Here is a 24,509-nt window from a genome sequence, read left to right as displayed (position 1 = left end):
GGGGCGCGGTCGACGGCGAGCTGCACGGTCTCCTGGGAGCGGAGCACGGGGCCGGCCTGCGGGCCGGGGACGAGCACGCCGTAGTCGCCCTCCGCCTCGAGGATCCCCCGTGCGAGCAGCTGCCGGATCGCGGTGCGCCACTCCTTCTCCGAGAGCTCCTCGCCGATGCCCCACACGCTCAGCTCGTGGTGGCGGGAGCCCAGGGAGCGCTCGGACTCGCGGCCCAGCAGCACGTCCACCACCTGGCCGGAGCCGAAGCGCTGGCCGCGCTCCCTGTCCAGGCGGATCACGGCGGAGAGGAGCTTCTGCGCCGCGACCGTCGCGTCCCAGGTCTGCGGAGGGTTCAGGCAGGTGTCGCAGTTCCCGCACGGGGAGGAGTCCTGGCCGAAGTAGCGCAGCAGCTGCACGCGCCGGCAGTCGACCGTCTCGCACAGGGCGAGCATCGCGTCGAGGTGCGAGCGGGCGTTGCGCTTGAACTGCTCGGAGCCCTCGCCGCCCTCGATGAACTTCCGCTGGCTGACCACGTCGCCGAGGCCGTAGGCCATCCACGCGGTCGAGGGCAGGCCGTCGCGGCCCGCGCGGCCCGTCTCCTGGTAGTAGCCCTCGATGGACTTGGGCAGGTCGAGATGGGCCACGAAGCGCACGTCGGGCTTGTCGATCCCCATGCCGAAGGCGATCGTCGCGACCATGATCAGCCCGTCGGCGCGCAGGAACCGCTCCTGGTGGTCCTGGCGCACCTCCGGCGGCAGGCCCGCGTGATAGGGGAGCGCGGGGATGCCGCGGTCGGCGAGCCACTGCGCGGTGGTCTCCACCGACTTGCGGGAGAGGCAGTAGACGATCCCGGAGTCGCCCTCGTGCTCGGCGGTGATCAGGCGCAGCAGCTGCTCGCGCGGGGAGGCCTTCGGCTCGATGCGGTACTGGATGTTGGGGCGGTCGAAGCTCGAGACGAAGTGCCGGGCCTGCTGCATCTGCAGGCGCTCGGTGAGCTCGCGGTGCGTCGCCTCGGTCGCGGTCGCGGTCAGCGCGATCCGGGGCACGCCGGGGAAGGCGTCGGCGAGCATCGACAGGCCCAGGTAGTCGGGGCGGAAGTCGTGGCCCCACTTGGAGACGCAGTGCGCCTCGTCGATCGCGAACAGCGCGAGCTGCGCGCGCTGCAGCAGCTGGACGGTGCGGGGGAGGACCAGGCGCTCCGGCGCCATGTACAGCAGGTCCAGCTCCCCGGCCAGCAGCTGCTGCTCGACGGCCTGCGCCTCGTGCATCTCGAGGGTGGAGTTGAGGTACGCGGCGCGGATGCCGACCGCCTCGAGCGCCGCGACCTGGTCCGCCATCAGCGCGATCAGCGGCGAGACGACGATTCCGGTGCCCTCCCGCAGCAGGGCGGGGATCTGGTAGCACAGCGACTTGCCGCCGCCGGTGGGCATCAGCACCACTGCGTCCCCGCCGCCGGCGACCTGGTCGATGATCGCGGCCTGCTCGCCCCGGAAGGAGTCGTACCCGAAGACCCGCGAGAGTATCGCGAGTGCCTCCTCCGTCCGTCCGGCGTCGCCTTCTCGCAGCGCGGAGACGGCATCGACGGGAGGAGGGGTGCTCATGCCCGCCACTCTAGGCCGCGGGGCCGACGGGCCGCGAGCGGGAGGGCCCGGCTGTGGACGGCGGTGGGGAGTGCTCCCCATCGCTCCGGGACGCCTCCCCGGTTACCCTGCGGTGACACTGGCTTTGGGAGGGGAGGACGGGATGATCCCGCTGCGAGCACGACTCATCGCCCGGCGCCACCGGGAGCTCGTCGGGAAGCCGCTGCGGTCCTGGCGGGTCGGTGCCGGCCCGCTGCTTCCTCTGTTCCTGGCGGGTGTCGTGGTGCTGATCTGGTTGCTGCTGGTGCTCAGCCCGGGCGAAAGCCCTGCTCTGACCATCGGGTTCACGCTCTTCATGGCGCTGTTCATGCTCGGCGTGTATCTGTTCACCATCGACGCGCGACTGGTCGTGTGTGAGCGCGGGATCCTCCTGGGCAGGCTCGTCCCCGGCCTCCCCTTCAGCCCCACCTACGTGATCGCCGGCCGGGAGATCGACCCGCGCACGGTCGCTGTGGTCATCGACGGGGCGAAGACCGCCGCGGAGCTCGGCATGCCGTTCTTCTTCTTCCAGTACAAGACGTTCCCCGGCGCGCTCGGGGTGCACGCCGTCGTGTTCAACGGGCCGTGGGGAGCCGACATCGAGGCGCCCCGACAGCCGCGTCACCGCCGCCCGGTGCGCAAGTCGCTGTTCCTGTTCTCCCACCGGAACGCGGCGCGGATCGCGGAGGAGATCCTCCATGCGATCGGCCGGGACGGGGCGATCCCGCCGGGGTTCGCCCCGCACGAGGGACTGCGGCCCATCCCCGTCACGGGGCGGCGCGAGGACGCGGTCGCCCAGATCCCGGGCGCCTGGCCGCCGGGCGGCCACCGCTGAGCTCTCACTCGTCCTTCGCCCACACCCCGGTGTCGACCGGTCGGCCGATGGCGAGCGCGGCGAGAAGGCCGATCGCGGCGAGGCCGACGGGAAGCCACATGGCGTCGGCCATCGCCGCGGCGTACGGGGCGTGCAGGAACGGGGGCAGGGAGCCTGCTCCGGACTCCGCGCCCGCTGGCGCAGCGCCCTGGCCCCTGGTCGCCTCGCCGAGGCGGGCCGCGATCCTGTCGGCCATGAGCGTCGCGATGCCGGCCGAGCCGAGCACCGAGCCGACCTGCCGCATCTCGTTGTAGACGCCGGATCCGGCGCCGGCCTGCGAGGGTGGGAGATTGCGGGTCGCGGTGAGGGACAGCGGCCCCCAGATGCAGGCGTTCCCGATCCCGATCAGCACGAACGGCAGCAGAAGGACCAGCACGGAGGCGTCCGGGTCCATCAGCAGGGAGAGCCACAGCAGCCCGCCCGCCAGCGAGGCGAAGCCGATCAGCGCCAGCGGTCGCGGGTCGTGGCTTGTCATCCAGCGGCCGACCAGCGGCGCGAGGACCAGCGAGAGCACCGCGGAGGGTGCCGTCATCAGCGCCGCCTGCGTGGGCGACATGCCGAGCACCTGCTGGAAGAACAGCGTGGTGGGGATCGCGAAGCTGAGCACGGTCGCGCCCATCATCGCGATCGCCACGTTCGCGACCGAGAAGTTGCGGTCGCGGAACAGCGACAGCGGCACCAGCGGTTCGCGCCGCATCACCGCCTGCCAGAGGACGAACACCGCCAGCACCAGCACCCCGGCGAGGATCATCCCGGGCACCGTCACGGGCACGCCCGTGTCCACGGGGCCGATCACGAGGGAGTCCGTGATCGTGGCCCAGTCGTAGCTGTCGCCCTCCTGGATCCCGAACACCAGCAGGAACAGGCCCGTCGCCGAGAGCGCCACGCCGAGCCAGTCGAAGGAGTGCGAGCGGCGCGGGAAGCGCGGCACGTTGCGGAGCACCAGCGCGATCGCGAGCACCCCGACGGGCACGTTGACGAAGAAGATCCACTCCCAGCCCGGCCCGTCCACCAGCAGCCCGCCGAGGACGGGGCCGACGAGGCTCGCGACCCCTGCCGTCGCGCCCCACACGGCCATCGCCTGACCTCGCCGCTGCGGCGAGAACATGCGGGTGATCATCGACATGGTCTGCGGGGTCATCATCCCCGCACCGAGGCCCTGCACCACGCGCGCCACGATCAGCATCTCCACGCTCCCCGCGAGCCCGCACCACAGGCTCGACGCGGTGAACACGACGAGCCCGACGAGATAGACCGACTTCAGCCCCAGCCGGTCCCCGAGCCGCCCCGTGATCAGCAGCGGCACCGCGTAGGCGAGCAGATAGGCGCTGGTCACCCACAGCAGGCCGGTCAGCTCCGCCCCCAGGTCCTCCTGCATCCGCGGGACCGCGACCGTGACGATCGTGGTGTCGACCAGGATCATGAAGAAGCCCAGCACGATCGACCACAGTGCGGGCCAGGGACGGTCCAGGCGGGGGTCGCGGGCGGGGCTGGGACGCGTGGCGTCGGGCATGCATGTCCTCCAGGAGGGGAGCGGCGCATCGGCGGGGGCGCAGGGGACGAGGCAGAGGAAGAGTACGCCTGGTGCGCTCCTGGCCTGTGCGTCGTCGTGTGAACCGTGCCGGATCGCTCCCGGGCCGATGCTGTAGAACAGGGGAGCGGCACGGAGCCCGCCGCACCGATCCACCGCGCGAGAGGACAGCCGTGACCAGCACCGAGAGCACCACCACCCCGAGCCTCCCCGCCGGGCGCGTCCAGGACCGGATCGCCCTGGTGACCGGCGCCGCGGGCGGCATCGGCTCCGCGACCGCGCAGCGGCTGATCGAGGAGGGTGCCCGCGTGATCGCTGCCGACCTCGAGCGTCAGCAGGAGGCTCTCGAGGCGCTTCGTGCCTCCCTGCCGGACCCCTCCGCCCTCCTGCCGGTCGTCGCCGACGTCACCGACCGGTCCTCGCTGGACGCCGCCGTGGCGCGCGGGGTCGAGGAGTTCGGGCGGATCGACATCGTCTTCGCCAACGCCGGGGTGCTGCTCCAGGAGCCGCCGGTCGAGGATCTCCCGGACTCCACCTGGCGCACCGTCCTGGACGTGAACCTGACGGGCGTGATGAACACTGCCCGCGCCGTATTCCCGGTGCTGAAGCAGAACCCGAACGGTTCGGCCGTGGTGCTCGCCTCCTCCACCGCCGGGATCCGCGGCGGCGCGAACTCGTCGGCCTACACCGCGGCCAAGACGGCGCTCGTCGGCCTCGCCGAGACCTGGGCCCACGAGCTCGGCCCCTTCGGCGGCCGGGTCAACACCACCCACCCCACAGCGGTGGGCACCGAGCTGGTGCTGAACCGGGACTTCATGCGGAAGTTCCGTCCCGACCTCGAGGACCCGCAGCCCGCGGACGTCGTCGAGGGCTTCTCGAAGGGCAAGCTGCTGGACGTGCCGTGGATCGACCCGATCGACGTCGCCAACGCGGTGCTCTTCCTGGTCTCCGACGAGGCCCGCTACATCACCGGCGTTCACCTGCCGATCGACGCCGGCTCGACCATCAAGTGGGGCTGAGCGTCGGCCCCATCCCGGCTCCCGCGCCTGACCCGCTGCACCGAGAGGATCCCTCATGACCGCCACCACCGTGCAGGACCTGCTGGACCGCGCCGGCATCGACGACGCGATCAACGCCTACTCCCACGCGCTGGACCAGCGCGACTGGTCGATCCTGCCCGAGGCCTTCACGCCAGATGCCGAGATCGTGCTGATCGACCGCGAGAAGGTGCTCGACCCCCGCTCCCTCGTCGAGCTGCTCTCCCGCAACGACGCGACCCGCCTGGGCGGGCAGCACCTCGTGGGCAAGACCCGTCACCGGATCGACGGCGACAGCGCGCACGCCGTCACCGAGGCGCTGTGGACGACCCTGCAGACCACCGAGGAGGAGGGCACCTTCCTGCTCATCCGCGGCACCGGGATCTACGTCGACGACCTGGTACGCGGCGAGGACGGCTGGCGGATCGCCCGTCGAGAGCTGGCGCTGAAGTCCATCACCCGCGACCGCGTGCAGGTGGCGGAGGCGGACCTCGCCGACATCCGCTACACGCTCGAGAAGGACAGCTGGTACTGAGCGCCCCTCAGCGCGCGAGGTCCGCGGTGGTCGTCTCCGCGTGCAGGTCCTTGGCCCGGGTCTCCGGGACCGTGGCCAGCACCACCACGATGGAGACGACCGCCGCGGCGGTGACGTAGAGGGCGAAGTACTGTGGCCCCCAGGTCCCGCCGATCCACGCCTGCCGGGCCGGGACGGTGCCGCCTGAGCAGCGAGGCGCGGCGCCGCCGGGTGTCGGAGATCCGCGCCGAAGAAGGACGTGGCGAAGAAGGAGGCGAGGGTCGAGTAGATCGTCCAGTCGAACATCTCCACGCCGGTGCCGACGAGGGTCTTGGCGAAGGAGCCGCGCCCGACGGGCCGGGCGGGACCAGGGGAAACGAACACTCCGGGCAGCTCGCGCGCCTGCGATGGTCCGCGTCCTCTCCGACGGCGGCCAGCGGATCACCATGATCCCGCTCTTCCGGACGCTCCCGCGGCCGGCGATCGCCGGGCTGACGATGCGTGGCATCCTCGGGTGCACCACGATCGCGCTGATCGCCTCCGGACTCGTCGTCGGGGCGACGCCGCTGATCGGCTCGCTCTGAGCCCGAGGAGGACCCCGCATGCAGGTCGTCGATTCCGTCGAAGGTCTCGAGGCGCTCGGCGACGCGCCCGGGTGCGCGTTCGCCCGTGACCGCCAGGACCCGGTCGTCGAGGCGGCCGTCCGGAGCTGGGACATCCAGGGTCCGCGCACCGACGAGCTCGCCCGTCGGCCCTTCGCGCACCTGACGGGAGGGCGGATCGAGCTCGTGCTGCTCCTGCCGGACTGCGGCGCACAGCACCTGGCCGTGCGGATCCACGCCGCCGCCGCAGGGGTGCTCGTCATGGGGGCGCCGGAGGCGCTGGAGGCGGTGCGCGCGGAGGCGACGGCCGCCGACGGCGTCCGCGAGGCCGTCGTCGGGATGCTGCTGGCCGTCGCGCAGCGCGGCGAGGAGGTGCTGGACGGGTTCGAGGACGAGAGCGAGCAGTTCGAGGACCGCGCCGACGGCTACGCCGCCGCGGCGCAGCGGCGCCTGCTGGGCAGGAGGCGTTCGGAGCTCTTCCGCATCCAGGCGGCCCAGGCCGCGATGCACCGGCTGTGCCTCCCCGAGGAGCAGCTCTCCCAGGAGCTCCCGAAGGAGCTGCGCCACCGGCTGCGTCGGGCCGCGGTCGAGTTCAAGGCGAACAGCTCCGCCGCCGCACGCCTTCACACGGTGCTCGGCGATCTGCTGGCAGAACAGGGCGCCGTCGTCAACGAGCGGCTCACCCTGGTCGCGACGATCTTCATGCCGCTCACGCTCGCGACCGGTTTCTTCGGCATGAACTTCGCCTGGATGCAGGAGCGGACAGGGAGCGCGGCCGCCTTCGTGCTGCTGGGGATCGTGCTGCCGACGCTCGCGACCGTGATCACGCTGGTGGTGGTGCGCCGGCTCACCGGCTCCCGCTGATCCGCTCCCACACTACGGGCCCGCCCGCGTCCCAGATCTCCCCGCCGTCCCCGACCACCACCAGCAGCGAGCGGGCCCGGGACAGGCCCACGTAGAGCAGCTGGCGTGCCCGCTCCGCGGCGCCGAAGCCGTTGACCGCGAGCACCACGACGGGCCGCTCGAGCCCCTTGAAGCCCAGCACGTGCCCGTAGAACACGTCGGTCGCGGAGAAGAACCCGTCCCAATAGCCGTCGTACCCCTCGTGCTCGATCTGCGTCCTCTGCTCGGGGTGGCGGCTGCCGGTGGTCAGCAGGGCGATCTGCCCCGGCTCCCAGCCCTCGTCCATCAGCTTCTCGACCGTGTCGTCGGCGGTCGCGACCGCGTCCTCGGCGGAGGAGGCGAGATAGCGCACGGGCGCGCCGGCCGGCAGCCGCGGGGTCTGCTCCCCCGGGGTGAGCGGCGCGAAGGCGTGCGCGATCGTGCGGGTGCTGCGCAGGTTGTCGTCCAGCGGGAAGGGGTTCAGCGTGATCGGGGCGCGACCCTCGCGGTCGAAGACGCTCTGGTGCTCGTCGGCGAACACGAACAGGACACCCTCCGCGGGGTCGCGCAGGCAGGGCTGCAGCGCCTCCCACCAGGCGTCGGCGAAGTCCTGTGCCTCGTCGACGACGATCGCGTCAAAGAGCTCTTCCTCGTCGGTCTCGCCCGCGAGGTGCGCGAGACGGGCCGGGAGGTGCTCCTCGTAGTACTCGACCGGGGAGCCGCCGAACTCCTGCTCGGTCTCAGCGCCCCAGCCCACCGGCAGGTCGTGGAAGAGCCCCACATAGGCGGGACGCTCCTGCTCCGGCCAGGTCGCGGAGAGGAGCTGGAAGTGCCTGGCGAGGCCGCGGGAGTAGCACAGCAGCGCGGTGCGGAAGCCGTCCCGGGCGAGCGTGCGGGCCTTGATCATCGCCAGGTGCGTCTTTCCGGAGCCGGCCCCGCCGATGATCTGGGCGCGGTGCTGGAAGCGCAGCAGGGCGATCGCGCGCTCCTGCTCGCGGGTGAGCTGGTTGCCCTCGTCGGCGATCTCCTTCGCCAGCAGCTGCTCGTTCTCAATCGCGCGGTGGGTGCGGCGCAGCATCTTCACGGCGTGCTCGCACTGCGCGGCGTCCAGCGGGGCATAGGCCTCCCGGGTCTGCGAGTTCAGGGCGTACACGATCCGGCCCGCGAGGCGGGGCAGGTCGGTCGCGTCCAGCGTGAGGGTGCGCGGCGCCTCGGGCGGGCCCCAGTCCGCGGGCAGCTGCGTGTAGGGCAGCACCGCGAGGTGCACGGCACGACCGACCGGACGGGAGGAGGCGCCGTTGAGGTACTCCAGCAGATGGTGCTTCGCGCGCTGGGCCTGATCGATCGGGGAGCGGGCGAGCTCCCTCGAGCCGGAGCGGTCCGTCTGCCGCCAGGCGCCGTCTTCCAGGGAGACCCGACCGCCCTTCACCTCGATCACCGCGATCCCGATGCCCGGCCAGAGCACCAGCAGATCCGCCTCGACCTCCTCGCCGCGGGCCGTGACGCGCTGCCCGGCGATCAGCACCGCCTCGGCGGGCAGCTGCTCGATCAGGTGCTCCCATACCTCCTGCTCGGCCGCGCTGGCGAAGTCCGGCTGCTCGGGAAGGGTGCGCGGCATGGTGCTCCTCGGTGCGGCGTGGGCGTCCTTGCTGGTGGGACCAGGCTATCGACGTCGACCGACCTCGGTCCATGCAGGGGCCGACTCGCAGGGCGGTGCCCTAGTCTCGGGGCATGGCAGCTCGCGAGAAGACGATCCGGCGCACCCCGCGACGGCCCGCGCCCCGCAGCAGGAAGCTCGAGCAGCACATCGCCGTGTTCGGGGAGAGCGGCAGCGGTAAGACGGTGCTGCTGTCCTCCTTCTACGGCGCGGCCCAGGACGCCACCGGACGCGGGCCCGGGACCGGTAGGCAGCTCTACGACCTCGTCGCCGACGACACCACCCAGGGCGACCGGCTGCTGAAGAACTACTTCCGGATGGAGAACTCCGCCGAGGTCCCCGCCGGGAACCGCTTCCGCGCCGAGCCCTATCGCTTCACCCTCTCGCTGCGCAGCACCCCCAGCGCCGCCGAGCGCAAGGCGATGCCCGTCGACGCCGTGCAGCTGGTGTGGCACGACTACCCCGGGGAGTGGTTCGAGCGCTCCGTCAGCGGACCGGAGGAGGAGCGACGGCGCGTCGAGGCCTTCCGCGCCCTGCTCGTCTCCGACGTCGCGCTGCTGATGGTCGACGGGCAGAAGCTGAAGGACGCGGGCGGTGAGGAGGAGCGCTACCTCAAGGCGCTCTTCCACACCCTGCGCACGGGCCTGGTGCGGCTGCGGGACGAGATCCTCGTCGGCGGGAAGGAACTGGTGCGCTTCCCCCGCATCTGGGTGCTCGCCCTGTCCAAGGCGGACCTGCTGCCGGAGATGGACGTGGACCGCTTCAAGGCGCTCGTGCTCGAGAAGGCCGCCGACGAGCTCGGCCAGCTGCGCGAGGCGATCGAGTCGATGGTGGTCGGCGACGAGGCGCTCGCCGTGGGGGAGGACGCGCTGCTGCTGTCCTCGGCACGGTTCACGCCGGGACGCATCGCCGTGCGCGAGAGGATCGGGGTGGACGTGATCCTTCCGCTCGCCGCGATGCTGCCGTTCGAGCGGCATGTCACCTGGGCCAGGCGGCAGGAGATCCCCGCGAAGGTGGCCCGGGAGCTCGCCGAGAACGCCGGCACCATCGGCACCGGGGCGATGGCGCTGGCGATGTTCGGCGCCCGCCACCGCCTGCCCGGACGGCTCGGTCTGATCTCCACGGCGCTCGCGACCGTGGTGCCGCTGCTCAGCAAGGACATGGTCCAGGACGCCGCCTCGCTCGCGGGGGAGAAGCTCCGGGGCGTCCACGACCGGGCGCTCGAGAAGAAGCAGAGCCTCGCCGCGATCCTCACGGGCTTCAAGATCGATCTCGAGCGCGCCGAGCGCGAGGGTGTGCTGCGTCGGAGCAGGCGATGATCCTGCTCTGGGCGACCCGCGGCCGGACCTGGGGCTTCCGCTTCCTGCCGGTCGACGGCACCGGCGCCGACGCGGATCCGCTGCCGCTGTACGAACGGGCCTTCACCGGACACGAGGACGAGGACGAGGGCTGCTGGAGGACCGACGGGCTGCTCGCCGTGCGGCTGCGGGATCCCGAGGGCCGCGCCGATGAGGCTGGACGAGTGATCCCGCACGAGCTCGTGCTCGACGGCGCGGGCGCGGACGGCATCATCTCGACGGCCGACGTCGTCCGGCAGGTCTGGCCGCTGCTCGCCGAGCGCTACGGTTCTCTGTGGGACGGCCCGGCCCCGGACTGACCGGGTCGCCGAAGTGACCGAAGCGCCGTGACCTCTCTGTGACCTGGGGGATCGTGGTTACCCTGTGATCTGCCTTCCATTGCAGGTGTACAGGACTTCGTCTGTCCCACCGGTGGTGCAAGGTTCACAGTGCAGGCCCCGCGCGGTCGATCGACGCACTCGGTCACGGAGCATCCGCACACCGCAGCAGGCCTCTCTTCCCAGCAGTACCCCTCGGCGCCCCCGCGTCCGGGGGCCTCCGAATCCTGTCCAGAGAGGACACCCGCTGTGAACAGCACCCTCCCCCCGTCCCCGGAGCCCGGCGCTCCCGATCCCTCCTCCGCGCCCCATTTCGGGATGCCCGCCGGCGCCCCCGCCCCGGCCCCGCAGAAGAAGAAGCGCGGCAAGTGGTTCATCGCCGGCGGCTGCGGCTGCCTCGCGATCATCGCGCTCGCGATCGCCGGCTGCAGCGCGATCGTCGCGACGAGCTCCGTCGACGGCGAGGACTCCTCGACCACCACCGAGGCCGCTCCTGCCGCGGTCGAGGAGGAGTCGCCCGCCGAGGAGGCCGCGCCCGAGGAGGCGGCGATCGACGAGGAGGTGCCCGCCGACGAGGAGGCTCCTGCGGAGGGGGACGTCCCCGCGGAGTACACCTCGGCGCTGAACAGCGCGGAGTCCTACTCCGAGACGCTGCACATGTCCCAGCAGGGCATCTTCGACCAGCTCACCTCCGAGTACGGCGACCAGTTCTCCGAGGAGGCGGCGCAGTATGCGGTCGACAACCTCGAGGCCGACTGGAACGACAACGCCCTGAAGTCGGCGGAGAGCTACTCCGAGACGCTGCACATGTCCAAGCAGGGCATCTACGACCAGCTCACCTCCGAGTACGGCGAGCAGTTCACCGAGGAGCAGGCCCAGTACGCGATCGACACCATCGTCGCGGACTGGAACCAGAACGCCCTGGAGTCCGCGAAGTCCTACCGCGACACGATGGACATGTCGCCCGAGGCGATCCGCGACCAGCTCTCCTCCGAGTACGGGGACCAGTTCACCCAGGAGGAGGCCGACTACGCCGTCGAGAACCTCGACGGCTGAGGCCGCGGGCACCCGCCCGCACACCCATGACGGGGCGTCCGCCGCACGGCGGGCGCCCCGTCGCGCATCCGCCGCACGGCGCCGGTGCCAGGACGACCATGGCCGTCGGGCATCGACTCGGTGAAGCTCTGCCCTGAAGCGGGCGAACCCCCTGGTCACCTCTGAGTTCGGCGTTACGGTCGGTCGCGGTCCCGACCCCGAGCCCAGGAGAGCCCCATGGCCGTCGCCCCCGCCCGTCGCACCGTCCTCACCGGCCTCGGCGCCGCCGGGGGCGCCGCCCTCGCCGCGGCCGCCGCCCCGGCGGGCGCCGCACCCGCGCAGAACCCCTCCCGAGCGCTGATCGGCCGCGCAAAGCGCGACGAGCTCCACGTGATGAGCTTCAACATCCGCTACGACCGCTCCTCGGGCGGCGGCACCGTCGAGGGCGACCCCGACCACTGGCCGACCCGTCGGCCGCTGCTGATCGAGCTGCTCGAGCGGGAGAAGCCCACCCTGCTCGGCATCCAGGAGGCGCTGTACGGGCAGCTGACCGCGATCGAGTCCGCCCTGCCGCGCCACCGCAGCATCGGCTACGGCCGCGAGGGCGGCAGCGCCGGCGAGTACTCCGCGATCTTCTACGACAGCACCCGCCTCGAGGTGCTCCAGTGGGACCAGTTCTGGCTCTCCGACACCCCCGACGTGATCGGCTCGGCCACCTGGGGCAACACCGTCACCCGCATCGTGGTCTGGGCGCGGATGCGCGATCTCGCCTCCGGCGCCGAGTTCGCGATGATCAACACCCACTTCGACCATCGGAGCGAGCCGGCTCGGATCCGCAGCGCCGACGCGATGATCGATCTCTTCCAGGGCGGCGAGCTCGACGGGCTCTCCACCATCGTCACCGGCGACTTCAACTCCCATGCCCACGACTCCGGCGCCTACACGACGCTGGTCACCGACGGGCCGACGGTCGACACCTGGGACTCCGCAGCGCAGCGCGTCACCCCGGCGTGGGGGACCTTCCCCGGCTACGAGGACCCGGTCGAGGACGGCGACCGCATCGACTGGGTGCTTACCACCGACGACCTGGTCACCACCAAGGCGGCGATCAACGTGTGGCGCGACGCGTCCGGTGCCTACCCCTCCGACCACGCCCCGGTCCAGGCTCTGATCGAGCTGCCCTGACCGGAGAGCGCGTGCGCCGAGGTCAGGGCATCGAGCCGAGGAGCTCCGCGACGGCGTCCTCGACCGCGGCGTCCATCTCGGCGTCGTCGATGGTCGCCGTGACGTCGCCGCTCTGCGGCCCGTAGTCCCCGAAGCTCGCGTGGCTCGCTCCGGCGATCTCGACCATCTCGGCGCCGCCCGGCAGGGCCTCGCGGTGCTCGGCGATCTTCTCCGGCGTGGACAGTCCGTCCTCGCTGCCGGAGAGGCTCAGCACCGGCACCTCCGACGTGGGGAGGTCCGCGGCGGATCGACGATCACGACCGTCACGCCGAGCTCGGTGACCAGCCCGGAGAGTCTCGCCGAATAGGCGGGCTGGGCACGCGCGGACGCCAGCAGACCCTCCCCGGAGCCGGCGGTGAACAGTCAGGTCCCGGCGAAGGTGACCGTCGCGGCGACGACCTCCTCGGGAGCGCCCTTGTCGACGGACCGCTGCACCGTCCAGGTCTCTCCCTCGACGGCGAAGGTGTTGGTGATGTCCTCGTCGGTCAGCAGCTCGGAGCCGTCGTCGCAGGAGTACCAGCTGAACATGTCCTCGAAGTGCTGGTCGTGATCGTGGGAGATCGGCTGGCAGGTCACGCCTCCGGGCAGCGTCACCTGGAGAGGCAGGGCGTCCTCGTTCGCGGGCATCGTCCCGGCATCCTCCGCGGCCTTGTCCGAGGCGAAGCTGATCGCGTTGCGGCCCGGGGCGTTCGTGATGCAGTAGACGAGGTTCTCGGCCTCGACCTGGCAGGCCAGGGCGCTCGCGGCCGTCGGGCCGCAGCTGAAGAAGCCCTCCTGGTCGGAGTAGTTGGCGGGGGAGAGGTCCATCTCGCCGCAGATGTCGTCGGTCTCCTCGATCGTCCAGGAGTCGTCGATCCAGAGGTGCTCGACGGAGGTGGTGCCGGAGCCGGTCGCCTCCGTCTCCCCGGCGTCGTCGGAGTCCCCGGACTCCTCGCCCTCCGAGTGCTCGGGCCCGTCGGACCCCTGGTCCTCGGGGCTCTCGGAACCCTCGGGGGCCTCGGAATCCTCCGGCTCCTCGGCCTGGCTCTGCTCTTCGACGGTCGGGGCTTGCTCGCTGGCGGCCGGCTCCTCGGAGCTCCCGCAGGCGGCGAGGCCCGCGACCAGCAGCGGTGCCGCCGCGGCGGCGGCGAGTGTGCGACGGACGGCGTGCATGGTGATCCCCCTCGAATCGACGTGCACGGCCCCGCCCCGTGCCCACCCTCGTGATGGACGACTGTCCGAGTGGGGCCGATCACCATTGGACCGATTCGCCCGATGCGGCGCAAGGGGCGAGAGGGGGCGGCAAGGCGCTCAGCGCTTGTGGTAGAGCGCCTTGCGCAGGAAGCGCGGCTCGGAGGTCACCGAGATGCCGAGGTTGCGGAAGATGTCCTCGTCCACCGTCCCGAGGATCGTCGTCGTGTGCACGTCGCAGCCGGCCAGGCTGCGCAGCTGGTCGATGGCCTGCCGGGCGTTCTCGTCGCTCGAGGCGGAGACCGACAGGGCGATCAGCACCTCATCGGTGTGCAGGCGGGGATTGCGCGAGCCGAGGTGCTCGGTCTTCAGGGTCTGGATCGGCTCGATCGAGGAGGGGGAGAGCAGCTGCACCGCATCGTCCAGCCCCGCCAGATGCTTCAGGGCGTTCAGCAGCATCGCCGCCGAGCAGCCGAGCAGGGCAGAGGTCTTGCCGGAAACGATCGTGCCGTCGGCCAGCTCGATCGCTGCACCCGGCTCGCCGGTGCGCGCCTCGACCGCGAGCGCCGGCTCGACGACCGAGCGGTCGCTCGGCGAGCAGCCCGCCTTCGACATCACCATCCCGATCCGCTGCGAGACGACGTCGTCCTCGTCCTGGATCCGCTCGTGCATCAACGCCTTGTAGTAGCGGCGGATGATCTCCTGGCGCGCCGCCTCCCGGCAGACCTCGTCGCCCGTGATGCAGGACCCGGCGAGGTTCACGCCCATGTCGGTGGGGGAGGCGTAGGGGGAGGAGCCCGTGAGCTTCTCGAGCAGGGTGCGCAGCAGCGGGAAGACCTCGACGTCCCGGTTGTAGCTCGTGACCTGGGTGCCGTAGGCGGCGAGATGGAAGGGGTCGATGAGATTCAGGTCGTCGAGATCCGCCGTCGCCGACTCGTAGGCGAGGTTCACCGGGTGCTCGAGCGGCAGGTCCCAGATCGGGAAGGTCTCGAACTTCGCGTAGCCCGAGGGGATGCCGCGCTGGTGGTCGTGGTAGATCTGCGAGAGGCAGGTGGCGAGCTTGCCCGAGCCCGGTCCGGGCGCGGTGACCACGATGAGGTCGCGGCTGGTGATCGTGTACTCGTTCGCGCCGAAGCCCTGCTCCGAGACGATCCGCGCCGTGTCCTGCGGATAGCCGGGGATCACCCCGTGGCGTGCGACGGTGAGGCCCAGGCGCTGCAGGCGCTCGATGAACGCGTGGGCGATGTGGTTCTTCTCCTCGAGCTGGGTGAGGACCACGTTCTCGACCAGGAAGCCCCGCTCGCGGAAGACGTCGATCAGCCGCAGCACGTCGTCCTCGTAGGTGATGCCCAGATCCGCACGGACCTTCTGGCGCTCGAGGTCCTTCGCGTTCAGGCACACGAGGATCTCGAGCTCGTCCCGCAGCCGCTCGAGCATCGCGATCTTGTTGTCCGGCGTGAAGCCGGGCAGCACCCGTGAGGCGTGGTGGTCGTCGAAGAGCTTGCCACCCATCTCGAGGTAGAGCTTCCCGCCGATCTCCTCGCGGCGCTGCTGGATGTGGCGGGACTGCAGCTCGATGTACTTCTCGCGATCGAACCCGATCCGTGCGCCGGGATCCTCCGGGGAGGAGGCGGTGGGCGAGGCAGGGGAGCGGGGTTCCGAAGCGGTCACCCCGGCACGCTAGCACCGCGGGGCCCGACGCGGACCGTCACCGGGGGTCTTCCGAAGACGGCAGGTGGGCGAGAGCACGAGAGCGTCTCATCGCAGGTCATGGACGGGATCCGCCGCGTGACGAGCAACGGGGTGCGCGAGGGCCTGATCCTGATGGAGCCGGACCGCATCGACGAGCGCCTCGCGCCCGTGATCGAGTCCGGCCTGCCCTTCTTCACGATCGGAAGCCCGAGGAGTTCCCGCAGGGCTCCGTGGTCGACCTCGACTTCGGGATGCTCGGCCGGATGGTCGTCGAGCGGCCGCTCGAGGAGGAGTGCAACCGGCTGCTGCTCTTCGGGGCGCCCGCGCTCGTGGAGCCGCAGTGGCTCGCGGGCTGAGCGACCCGGCGGGGTGAGCCGATGCACAACCCGACGGCGAGAACTGACCCTTTGGGCACCCTTAAGCTCTCCATATGTCTTTGGAGATCGCGCCCCGCACCGCCCACGACCTCCTCGACGCGATCCTGACCCCGACGGGCGAGGTGGCGACGGACGTGCTCCGGCCCGCGGTGCGCGAGCACACCCGCGAGCGCCCACGAGTCGACGCGGCCGGGTTCACCCGCACCGGCGCGCGCCTCGCCGAGCTCGACGAGCACGGCGGGATCCGCGCCGACGCCGTCGCCGCCGTGCCCCGATGAGCCCGGAGCACTTCGACGCGGTGATCGTCGGGGGCGGACCCCGCGGCGTCGCCACCGTGCTGCGCCTGGTCGCGCGCGTCCGCGCCGAAGGGGCCGCGCCGCTGCGCGTCGCGCTCCTCGACGCCCTCGCGATCGGACCCGGCGCGACCTGGCGCCTCGACCAGCCGGCGGCGTACCTCAACAACACCCAGGCCGACGCCACGACCGTCCATCCCGACGACTCGACCCGCATGAGCGGCCCGCCCGCCCCCGGGCCCGACCTCGTGGACTGGGCGCGGCGGGTCCGGGCCGAGGGCACGCACCCGGCGGGGGAGTGGGTGGTGGAGGAGGCGTCGGCGCTGACCGGCGTGACCTTCCCCACCCGGCGCCTGCAGGGCGTCTACTACCGCGACCAGCTCGAGGCCGCCGCGGGGACGGGCGCCGTCGAGCTCACCGAGGTCCTCGGCCGCGCCGTCGCCCTCGAGGGCACGGGCGCGCAGCGCACCGTCGTGCTCGAGGACGGTCGCCGGCTGAGCGCGCCCGCCGTCGTCCTCGCCCAGGGGATGGTGCAGGGGCGGCGGAGCCGCGAGGTGGAGGAGCTGGCGGGCTTCGCCGCACGTCACGGCCTGCGCTACGTCGAGCCCGGCATGCCGGCGGAGCGGGACTTCACGGGCCTCCCCGCGGGGCAGGACGTGCTGGTGCGCGGGCTCGGCGCGAACCTCTTCGACGTCCTCGGACAGCTGGCCGAGGAGTGGGGCGGCGCGTTCGAGCCCGTCGACGGCGATCCGCACGGCCGTCTGCGCTATCTGCCCAGCGGCCGAGAGCCGCGCCTGCTGGTCGGCTCGCGGCGCGGCGTCCCCTACCGCTCCAAGCCCGAGGGCGGGCGCTCCGTGCGCCCCTTCGTGCCGCGCTGGGCGAGCCCGGAGTGGTTCGCGGCCCTCGCCGCCCGCGGCGGCATCGACTTCGCCGCCGAGGTGTGGCCGGTGCTCGGCCGCGAGTTCGCCCGCGTCTACCTCGAGGCGCTGGGCGAGCTGCGCCCGCAGGCCGTCGGCGGCGACTGGCTCGCCGGGCTCGAGGCCGCCTCGACCGTCGAGGAGATCGACGCGGTGCTCGAGGCCTCGATCGGTGAGGAGGAGTGGGCCTGGGCCCTCGAGGAGCTGCATCGGCCCACCCGCGGCGAGGAGGTCGGCCCGGACGGCTGGGCCCGCCTGGTGCGCCGCCTGGTCCGCGACGAGCTCGGCTCCATGTCCGATCCCTGGCGCCACCCCCGTGCCGCGGTCAACGGGGCGATGGGGGCGCTGCGGCGTCAGGTCGGTCTCCTCACCGCCCGCGGCGCCTTCACGGGCGTCTCGCTGGCCCGTGACGTGCTGGGATGGTTCGACGGCGACTCGCTCGCCCTCGCCTCGGGCCCGCCGGCGGAGCGGACGCGCCTGGTGCTGGCGCTGCTGGAGGCAGGGGTGGTCGAGCTCCTCGGACCCGGCACCGCGGTCGAGGCCGACGAGGACGCGGGGCTCTTCCGCGCCTCCTCCGCCGTGACCGGTCGGGAGGTCTCCTCCGAGGTGCTGCTCGAGACACGGATGTCCAAGGGGAAGGTCCCGGACACGGACGATCCGCTGCTGCGCGCCCTGCTCGACTCCGGCCGCGCCCGGATCCACACCGTGGACGGGGTGGAGACCCACTCGATGGAGGCGACCGGCGCGGAGATCGCCGAGGACGCCGAGGGCGGGCACAACCTGGTCTCTGCCGACGGTGAGGTCGATCCCGCCATCGTGGTGCTCGGCATCCCCGCGCAGTCCACCCAGCCGGGCTCCGCGATCGGGGCGGCCCCGGGGGTGCCCTCGCCGCTGCTCGCGGGCGCGGACATCGCGGCGCGACAGATCGTGGCCCGGGCACAGATGTCGGCGCGCCTCTGAGGACCGGTTTCGGGAGAAGGTCGCGCGCGTACGACCGTAGCAAGCAGTGACCGAGGTCACGATCGTTATAGGACCGTGACGCCTACCAGTGGAGGTTTTCGGGTCGGGCGCGGTTCAATTCCTGCACGGATCGACGGCGATCCGGCGCTCCAACGGCGGAGCGATTCCCGAGAGGCAGGTCTTCCATGTCCGAGTCTGCAGATTTCCCTCGTCCCGGCGCCTCACGCCGCCGATTCCTCGCCGGCACCGGCGTGCTCGGCGGCGCGGCGGCCCTGGCCGCCTGCGGCGGCGCGACCGGCGGAGGAGGAGGGGGAGGGGGCGAGGAGCTCGTCGGCGTCGGCAACGGAGGGCAGGCCGGCTCCGGCCGCGCCGGCGACGGCGCCGACCAGCTGTTCATCGCCGGCTTCCAGTGGAGCCCGCCCACCAACTTCAACACCTTCGCCGGCGCTCCGGCCTGGCCGGCGTCCTCGAACGTCGCCCAGTACATCTACGAGACGCTGCTACGCTTCCACATCGTCACCGGCGAGCTGCTGCCGGGACTGGCCGCCTCGCACGAGATCACCGGCAGCGAGTCGATCACGCTGACCCTCCAGGAGGGCATCACCTGGCACGACGGCAGCGAGTTCACGGCCGAGGACGTGCTGTACACCTTCGAGCTCGGCAAGATCGACCCCTCCCTGGGCGTCGCCGCCTTCTGGACCGAGGTCGACGAGATGACGGCCGACGGCAGCACGATCTCGATCGCGGTGAACAAGGAGCGCAAGAACGTCGGCGCCGTGCTGAACTCCCTGGCCACCCAGTTCATCGTCCCCAAGGCGGTGTTCGAGAAGGCCGCGCAGGAGACCGGGAACAAGATCGCCGGCTGGGAGACCACCGAGGCCATGGGCACCGGGCCCTTCACCCTCGAGCTCGCGGACCAGACCCAGATCATCCTCGCCCGCCACGAGGAGTACTGGGGCAAGGACTTCTACGGCGGTCTGCCCGCGATGACGAAGATCATCCACCCGATCTTCAAGTCCAACGAGGACGGCAACCTGAAGTTCCAGAACGGCGAGCTCGACGTGATGCAGCAGTTCGTCCCCCAGATCTGGAAGATGTGGGAGAGCGGGAAGCCGGTGGGCACCTACCTGCGCGAGAAGCCGTACTTCTCCCCGGGCTCGATGCCGATGCTGCTGATCAACACCACGAAGCCGGGCCTCGACGATCCCACCGTGCGCCGGGCCCTCGCGCATGCGGTGGACTACGCCTCGATCGCGGAGACCGCCATGAGCGGCTACTCCTCCCAGGTGCTCGCCTCGCTGATCATCCCCGACGGCGCCGAGGACCAGTGGCTGGACCGGGACAAGGCCGCCGCCGACGGTTGGACCTTCGACGCCGCGAAGGCCGAGTCCCTGCTCCAGGAAGCCGGCTACGCCAAGGGCGCCGACGGCTTCTACGCCAAGGACGGCCAGAAGCTCGGCCCATGGAAGCTCATCACGCCGCAGGGCTGGACCGACTGGAACGCCGCCCTCGAGGTCGTCGCCAATAACCTCCAGGCCATCGGCGTGGACGCCAGCACGAACTTCCCCCAGCAGGCGCAGACCCAGACCGCCATCCAGAACGGCGACTTCGACATGGCCTGCTGGTACGTCGCCGGCACCGGACCCTCCACCCCGTGGCAGCGCTTCAGCGACGTGATGAGCAACGTCGAGATGGCGCCGCTGGGGCAGACGGCCTACCGCAACTTCGGGCGCTGGGAGAACGGCGAGGTCAACGACCTGCTCGCCACGGCGGCGGCCGCTCCGGACGACGCGACCAAGCTCGAGGCGCTCACGGCGCTGGACGACATCTACCGCGCCGAGGTGCCCGCCTTCCCGCTGATGTACCGCCCCGACGAGTTCTTCGAGTTCAACGCGAGCAACTGGTCGAACTGGCCCGCCGAGGACAACGACTACGCCCCGCCGATGTTCCGCGGCGCCGGCAACGAATGGATCTTCCAGCTGAAGAAGATCGGCGGCTGAGCCTCCCGTGACCCTCGGCCGATACATCGCCCGCAAGTCGGGCTGGTACCTGGTCGCGCTGGTGGCAGCAGTGAGCCTCAACTTCCTGCTGCCCCGGCTCGTCCCGGGCAATCCCGTCGACGTCATCGTCTCGAACCTCGCCCGCGGAGGCTCCGTCACCGGCGAGCAGCAGAAGGCGATCTACGAAGGCTTCGTCGCCGAGTTCGGTCTGGACGCGCCCCTGTGGCAGCAGTTCCTGACCTACCTCGGCAAGGTGTTCACCGGTGACCTCGGCACGTCCTTCGCCAACTACCCGGCCTCGGTCAACGACCTGATCGGCCAGGCCCTGCCCTGGTCGATCGCGGTGCAGCTGCCCGCGGTGCTGATCGGATGGATCGCCGGAAACCTGGTCGGCGCGATCGCGGCGTTCCGCGGCGGGAACTGGGACCGCAGCGTCTTCACCAGCGCCCTGTTCCTCTCCGCGATGCCGTACTACTGCCTGTCCATCCTGCTGCTGTACGGCTTCGCGGTGGTGGCGGGGATCTTCCCCGTCGGCGGCGCCTACTCGCTGGGGCTCACCCCGGAGTTCTCCGTCGCGTTCCTCTGGGACGCGGTGAGCTACTACTGGCTGCCCTTCCTCTCGCTGGTGGTCGTGTTCATCGGCGGGCAGGCGGTGGGCATGCGCTCCATGGCGATCTACGAGCTGGGCGGCGACTACGTCAACTACGCCCGCGCCATGGGCATCCGCGACAACAGGATCACCCAGTACATCTTCCGCAACGCGATGCTCCCTCAGATCACCGGGCTCGCGCTCGCGATCGGCACCCTCGTGGGGGGCGCGCTGATCACCGAGCTGGTCTTCAGCTATCCAGGGGTCGGGACCCTGCTGTTCAACGCGATCACGCAGAACGACTACCCGGTCATCCAGGCGGTCACGCTGATCATCACCGTCGCGGTGCTCGTGGCGAACTTCCTGGTGGAGATCGCCTACGGCATCATCGACCCGCGCATCCGCGCGGCGAGCGCAGGGGAGAAGTGACATGAGCACACCCAACGCCCCCCTCGCCGACGAGAAAGCCGCCCCGCGCGGCAACCCGTTACGCTCCCTGAACTTCTCGGGCCGTTTCTGGATCGCGCTGGTCCTCGTCGTCGGCGTGATCCTGCTGGGCCTGGCCGGCTACGTCTATCCCACCGGGCCCGGGGAGAAGGTCGCCTCGCTGTACGACCCGCCCGGCGCGGGCCTCCCGCTCGGATCGGACAACTTCGGCCACGACGTGCTCGCGGTGCTCATGGCCGGCACCCGCACCTCGCTGATCATCGGCCTGGTCGCGGGGATCGTCGCCACCGTCATCGGGGTGATCGTCGGCCTCGTCGCCGGCTACATCGGCGGCTGGTTCGAGGAGCTGCTCATGGGCACCACCAACGTGGTCCTCGCGATCCCGTCGATCATCGTGCTGATCCTCATCTCGATCTCGCTGCCCCAGAGCAGCATCTGGTCGCTCGCGGTGGTCATCGGCATCACCTCGTGGCCCTGGACCGCCCGCGCCGTCCGCGCCCAGGCCTCGTCGGTCGCGACGAGGGAGCACATCGACGTGGCCCGGCTCTCCGGGGCACGACTGCCCGGCATCCTCCTGCGGGACGTGCTGCCGTACATCCTGTCGTACACGGTGATGGCGTTCGTCCTGCAGGTCGCCGGCGCGATCCTCGCCGAGTCCTCCCTGTCGATGCTGGGCCTCGGCCCGTCGGGGGCGAACTCGCTGGGCATCCAGCTGCACTGGGCGCTCGCGTTCCAGGCCGTGGGCGGCGGCGCCTGGTGGGCCTTCCTCCCTCCGACGATCGTGCTGACCCTGGTCTCGTTCGGCTTCCTGCTCCTGCAGTCCAGCCTCGACGAGGTGTTCAACCCGCGCCTGCGTCGCGGCAAGCGCAAGCAGATGAAGCAGGCCGCGGCCCGGCGCGCCGAGGAGGCGCGCCTGCTCGCCGCGCAGACGGCCCGCACCGTGCAGGACCCCACCGGCGCGCCACGAGGGAAGGAGCTCGCATGAGCCACGACGACGCCGCCCCCGCCCGCGCGGAGCGGGCGATCCTCGCCCGGGCGCACGACATCCGCTGCGTCTACGGCGGTGGGGAGAAGGACTTCACCGCCGTGGACGGGGTGTCCCTGGAGCTCGGCGAGGGGGAGATCCTGGGACTGGCCGGGGAGTCCGGCTGCGGGAAGACGACGCTGGGCAACGCCCTGGCGATGATCGCGACCCCGCCGCTGTACGTCCTGTCCGGCACGCTCGAGATCGACGGGGAGAGCATCGACCTCTCCACCCTCTCGGTCGCGGACCTCAAGCGGCACCGCCCCTACCGGGGGCGGACCGTGTCGATGCTGCCGCAGGGGGCGATGAACTCCATCAGCCCCACCCTGCGGATCCGCAGCCTCGTGCATGACGTGATGCGCGCCCACGACCCGCGGGTGAGCCGGGACGAGGCGCTCGACCTCGCCCGGGAACGCCTGAAGATGCTCGAGATGCCGGTGCGGGTGCTGGACTCCTACGCGCACCAGCTCTCCGGCGGGATGAAGCAGCGCATGATCACGGTGATCTCCACGCTGCAGAACCCCCGGCTGCTGATCGCGGACGAGCCCACCTCAGCGCTCGACGTCTCCAGCCAGCGGATGCTGGTGGAGATGCTGCTGGCGATGGTGGAGCAGCGGATCATGTCGGGCGTCGTCTTCGTGACGCACGACCTGCCGGTGCTCTCGCAGGTCTCGGACCGGCTCGCCATCATGAGCGGCGGGCGGATCGTCGAGACCGGACCCACCCGTCGGCTCGTCGAGCAGCCGGAGCACGACTACACCAGGACGCTGCTGTCCTCGGTGCTGGATCCCAGCCGGGAGACCTGGGAGCGGGGCCGGCGGCGCGCCGGTCTCGACGCGGGCGCCGCCGGCCCCGCCGCTCCTGCTGCCCCTGCGCCCGAGAAGGAGGTGGGGGCCCGATGATCGAGACCCCCGAGATGATCACCCGCAGCCGCGCGGAGCGCGAGGTGCTGCTGTCCTGCACGAACGTGACCAAGGAGTTCTCGGTCGCCGGCGGCACCGTGGTCGCGGTCGACGACGTCAGCCTCGAGTTCCCCGAGGCGAGCGTGCTCGCCGTGGTGGGGGAGTCGGGCTCGGGCAAGTCGACCCTCGCCCGCATGCTGCTGCGTCTGATGCCCGTCACCTCGGGCACCATATCGTTCCGCGGCCAGGACGTCACCTCCCTGTCCGGGAAGGGGCTGCGGGACTACTGGTCGGAGGTGCAGGCGGTCTTCCAGGACCCCTTCGCCTCCTTCAACCAGTTCTTCACCGTCGGCTCCCTGCTGCGGCGCAGCCTCGCGCTCGCGAGGATCCCCTCCGACGAGGCCGATGCGCTGATCGAGGAGTGCCTGGGCTACGTGGACATGCTCCCCCGCGACGTGCTCCACAAGTTCCCGCACCAGATGTCCGGCGGGCAGCGCCAGCGCATCATGATCGCGCGGGCGCTGATGATGCGGCCCAAGGTGCTGCTGGCCGACGAGGCGACCAGCATGCTGGACGCGACGCTGCGGGTGAACGTGCTGAACGTGCTGCACGACCTGCGCAGCGAGCTGGGCCTGACGGTCCTGTTCATCACGCACGACATCGGTCAGGCCTGCTATCTGGCGGACCGGGTCGCGGTGATGGAGCGGGGCAGGGTCGTCGAGCGCGGGTCGACGGAGGAGGTCATCTTCGCCCCGCAGGCCGAGTACACCCGGCGTCTGCTCTCCGACGTCCCCGATCTGCGCGGCAGCCTCAGGACGTAGCCGGGCGAGCCAGCAGCACGGAGAAGGTCGCCAGGGTGCGCTCGAGCTCGACCGAGGGCTCGAGCAGCCACTGGATCTGCAGGCCGTCGGAGGCCGCGACGAGGAGGGCCGCCATGTCGGCGGGCTCGACGTCGTCGCGGACCTTTCCGGCGGCCTGCTCTGCGGCCAGGCGCTCGGTCAGCTCCGTGCGGATGCGCTCGAAGCGGTCGGTGAAGAACTCGTTCGAGGGCGTGCCGTCGGCGGCCAGCGCCGAGGCGACCAGCGTCGTGTACAGCTCGACCATGCCGGGCACGCCGATGTTGATCATCGCGGCCTTGACCAGCACGTCCATCGCCGACTCCGCGGCGTCGCCCGAGGTGTCGCGCTTCGCCTCGGCGTGCTCGTAGACCGCCACCAGCAGCTGCTCGCGGGAGTCGAAGTAGTGCAGGAGCGCCGCGTGGGACACCCCGATCGCCGTCGCGATCCGGCGCAGCGAGGTGCCGTCTGCCCCTCGCGCGCGGAACACCTCGGCGGCACGCTCGAGGATCTCCTGCCGGCGGGCGACGCCCTTCTCGTACGAGCCGGCCCGGCCGATGACGGGCCGGGCGCGCTTCTCCTTGCTGGTCATCCGTCGATCCTATCCAGGTCGGGACCGCTCTCCCGCGCGACCCACCGGGCAGTCGGCGGTGCGGGAGGG

Annotated in this window: 24 protein-coding genes; 17 read left to right on the top strand and 7 right to left on the bottom strand. The window is 71.4% G+C overall.

Features of this window, described 5'->3' with window-relative positions; genetic code table 11:
• A partial coding sequence (recQ, locus tag L3K22_RS03455) for a DNA helicase RecQ (RefSeq protein ID WP_263310161.1) occupies positions 1 to 1,592 on the bottom strand: 1,592 nt, incomplete at its 3' end.
• 142 nt (positions 1,593 to 1,734) lie between these two features.
• Here recQ and L3K22_RS03450 point away from each other — a divergent pair.
• Complete coding sequence (locus tag L3K22_RS03450) at positions 1,735 to 2,445, top strand: hypothetical protein (RefSeq protein ID WP_263310160.1); 711 nt, start codon at positions 1,735 to 1,737, stop codon at positions 2,443 to 2,445.
• 4 nt (positions 2,446 to 2,449) lie between these two features.
• Here the strand turns inward: L3K22_RS03450 and L3K22_RS03445 are convergent, their stop codons facing one another.
• Positions 2,450 to 3,997 carry a DHA2 family efflux MFS transporter permease subunit gene (locus L3K22_RS03445; RefSeq protein ID WP_263310159.1) on the bottom strand — a complete coding sequence of 516 codons (1,548 nt, stop codon included), beginning with the start codon at positions 3,995 to 3,997 and terminating at the stop codon, positions 2,450 to 2,452.
• A gap of 191 nt (positions 3,998 to 4,188) precedes the next feature.
• On the opposite strand from L3K22_RS03445, the gene L3K22_RS03440 reads away from it, so the two are divergent.
• The 4 genes from L3K22_RS03440 to L3K22_RS03425 all read left to right on the top strand — a co-directional run bounded on the left by L3K22_RS03440 (position 4,189) and on the right by L3K22_RS03425 (position 7,032).
• Positions 4,189 to 5,034: an SDR family oxidoreductase gene (locus tag L3K22_RS03440; RefSeq protein ID WP_263310158.1), complete on the top strand. Its 846-nt coding sequence runs from the start codon at positions 4,189 to 4,191 to the stop codon at positions 5,032 to 5,034.
• 55 nt (positions 5,035 to 5,089) lie between these two features.
• Positions 5,090 to 5,587 (top strand): nuclear transport factor 2 family protein, encoded by a 498-nt coding sequence (locus L3K22_RS03435; protein WP_263310157.1) that lies wholly within the window; start codon positions 5,090 to 5,092, stop codon positions 5,585 to 5,587.
• A gap of 386 nt (positions 5,588 to 5,973) precedes the next feature.
• Positions 5,974 to 6,150 carry a hypothetical protein gene (locus tag L3K22_RS03430; protein WP_263310164.1) on the top strand — a complete coding sequence of 59 codons (177 nt, stop codon included), beginning with the start codon at positions 5,974 to 5,976 and terminating at the stop codon, positions 6,148 to 6,150.
• 18 nt (positions 6,151 to 6,168) lie between these two features.
• Entirely contained in the window at positions 6,169 to 7,032 is an 864-nt protein-coding gene (locus tag L3K22_RS03425) for a CorA family divalent cation transporter (RefSeq protein WP_263310156.1), read from the top strand.
• Here L3K22_RS03425 and L3K22_RS03420 read toward each other — a convergent pair.
• Entirely contained in the window at positions 7,016 to 8,668 is a 1,653-nt protein-coding gene (locus tag L3K22_RS03420) for a nuclease-related domain-containing DEAD/DEAH box helicase (protein WP_263310155.1), read from the bottom strand. The genes L3K22_RS03425 and L3K22_RS03420 overlap by 17 nt on opposite strands.
• 113 nt (positions 8,669 to 8,781) lie before the next feature.
• Between L3K22_RS03420 and L3K22_RS03415 the strand changes: the two genes are divergently transcribed.
• The 4 genes from L3K22_RS03415 to L3K22_RS03400 all read left to right on the top strand — a co-directional run bounded on the left by L3K22_RS03415 (position 8,782) and on the right by L3K22_RS03400 (position 12,602).
• Entirely contained in the window at positions 8,782 to 10,026 is a 1,245-nt protein-coding gene (locus tag L3K22_RS03415; RefSeq protein ID WP_263310154.1) for a TRAFAC clade GTPase domain-containing protein, read from the top strand.
• The gene (locus tag L3K22_RS03410; protein ID WP_263310153.1) at positions 10,023 to 10,364 is read left to right on the top strand and encodes a hypothetical protein; all 342 of its coding nucleotides are present in this window, start codon (positions 10,023 to 10,025) and stop codon (positions 10,362 to 10,364) included. Before L3K22_RS03415 ends, L3K22_RS03410 begins: the two co-directional genes overlap by 4 nt.
• Before the next feature lie 267 nt (positions 10,365 to 10,631).
• A complete protein-coding gene (locus L3K22_RS03405) occupies positions 10,632 to 11,438 on the top strand; it encodes an Ltp family lipoprotein (protein ID WP_263310152.1) in 807 nt (268 codons plus the stop codon).
• A 216-nt stretch (positions 11,439 to 11,654) separates the two neighbouring features.
• Positions 11,655 to 12,602 carry an endonuclease/exonuclease/phosphatase family protein gene (locus tag L3K22_RS03400; protein ID WP_263310151.1) on the top strand — a complete coding sequence of 316 codons (948 nt, stop codon included), beginning with the start codon at positions 11,655 to 11,657 and terminating at the stop codon, positions 12,600 to 12,602.
• 22 nt (positions 12,603 to 12,624) lie between these two features.
• Here the strand turns inward: L3K22_RS03400 and L3K22_RS03395 are convergent, their stop codons facing one another.
• From L3K22_RS03395 to L3K22_RS03385, 3 genes are all read right to left on the bottom strand, one after another.
• Entirely contained in the window at positions 12,625 to 12,855 is a 231-nt protein-coding gene (locus L3K22_RS03395; RefSeq protein WP_308445901.1) for an alpha/beta hydrolase, read from the bottom strand.
• A gap of 149 nt (positions 12,856 to 13,004) precedes the next feature.
• Positions 13,005 to 13,793, bottom strand: coding sequence for a hypothetical protein (locus tag L3K22_RS03390; RefSeq protein WP_263310150.1), 789 nt, complete (start codon positions 13,791 to 13,793; stop codon positions 13,005 to 13,007).
• Positions 13,794 to 13,931: 138 nt separating this feature from the next.
• Complete coding sequence (locus L3K22_RS03385; protein ID WP_263310149.1) at positions 13,932 to 15,482, bottom strand: DUF1846 domain-containing protein; 1,551 nt, start codon at positions 15,480 to 15,482, stop codon at positions 13,932 to 13,934.
• Between the two features lie 251 nt (positions 15,483 to 15,733).
• On the opposite strand from L3K22_RS03385, the gene L3K22_RS03380 reads away from it, so the two are divergent.
• From L3K22_RS03380 to L3K22_RS03345, 8 genes are all read left to right on the top strand, one after another.
• A complete protein-coding gene (locus tag L3K22_RS03380; RefSeq protein WP_263310148.1) occupies positions 15,734 to 15,859 on the top strand; it encodes a hypothetical protein in 126 nt (41 codons plus the stop codon).
• Between the two features lie 74 nt (positions 15,860 to 15,933).
• Positions 15,934 to 16,158 (top strand): hypothetical protein, encoded by a 225-nt coding sequence (locus L3K22_RS03375; protein ID WP_263310147.1) that lies wholly within the window; start codon positions 15,934 to 15,936, stop codon positions 16,156 to 16,158.
• The gene (locus L3K22_RS03370; RefSeq protein WP_263310146.1) at positions 16,155 to 18,050 is read left to right on the top strand and encodes an FAD/NAD(P)-binding protein; all 1,896 of its coding nucleotides are present in this window, start codon (positions 16,155 to 16,157) and stop codon (positions 18,048 to 18,050) included. The genes L3K22_RS03375 and L3K22_RS03370 overlap by 4 nt, the downstream gene beginning before the upstream one ends.
• Before the next feature lie 185 nt (positions 18,051 to 18,235).
• Entirely contained in the window at positions 18,236 to 20,050 is a 1,815-nt protein-coding gene (locus L3K22_RS03365) for an ABC transporter substrate-binding protein (RefSeq protein ID WP_263310145.1), read from the top strand.
• A gap of 7 nt (positions 20,051 to 20,057) precedes the next feature.
• On the top strand, positions 20,058 to 21,068 hold the full coding sequence (locus L3K22_RS03360; protein ID WP_263310144.1) for an ABC transporter permease: 1,011 nt from the start codon (positions 20,058 to 20,060) through the stop codon (positions 21,066 to 21,068).
• Between the two features lies 1 nt (position 21,069).
• Entirely contained in the window at positions 21,070 to 22,071 is a 1,002-nt protein-coding gene (locus L3K22_RS03355; RefSeq protein ID WP_263310143.1) for an ABC transporter permease, read from the top strand.
• On the top strand, positions 22,068 to 23,012 hold the full coding sequence (locus tag L3K22_RS03350) for an ATP-binding cassette domain-containing protein (RefSeq protein WP_263310142.1): 945 nt from the start codon (positions 22,068 to 22,070) through the stop codon (positions 23,010 to 23,012). The genes L3K22_RS03355 and L3K22_RS03350 overlap by 4 nt, the downstream gene beginning before the upstream one ends.
• On the top strand, positions 23,009 to 23,833 hold the full coding sequence (locus tag L3K22_RS03345) for an ABC transporter ATP-binding protein (RefSeq protein ID WP_263310141.1): 825 nt from the start codon (positions 23,009 to 23,011) through the stop codon (positions 23,831 to 23,833). Before L3K22_RS03350 ends, L3K22_RS03345 begins: the two co-directional genes overlap by 4 nt.
• On the opposite strand, the gene L3K22_RS03340 is transcribed toward L3K22_RS03345, so the two are convergent.
• Positions 23,823 to 24,440, bottom strand: coding sequence for a TetR/AcrR family transcriptional regulator (locus L3K22_RS03340; protein ID WP_263310140.1), 618 nt, complete (start codon positions 24,438 to 24,440; stop codon positions 23,823 to 23,825). The two genes, L3K22_RS03345 and L3K22_RS03340, sit on opposite strands and share 11 nt — an antisense overlap.
• Between the last annotated feature and the right edge of the window lie 69 nt (positions 24,441 to 24,509).

This window comes from Brachybacterium atlanticum (assembly GCF_025669985.1).
GTDB classification, from domain to species: Bacteria; Actinomycetota; Actinomycetes; order Actinomycetales; family Dermabacteraceae; genus Brachybacterium; species Brachybacterium conglomeratum.
This window is presented reverse-complemented; position numbering and strand designations above follow the sequence as displayed.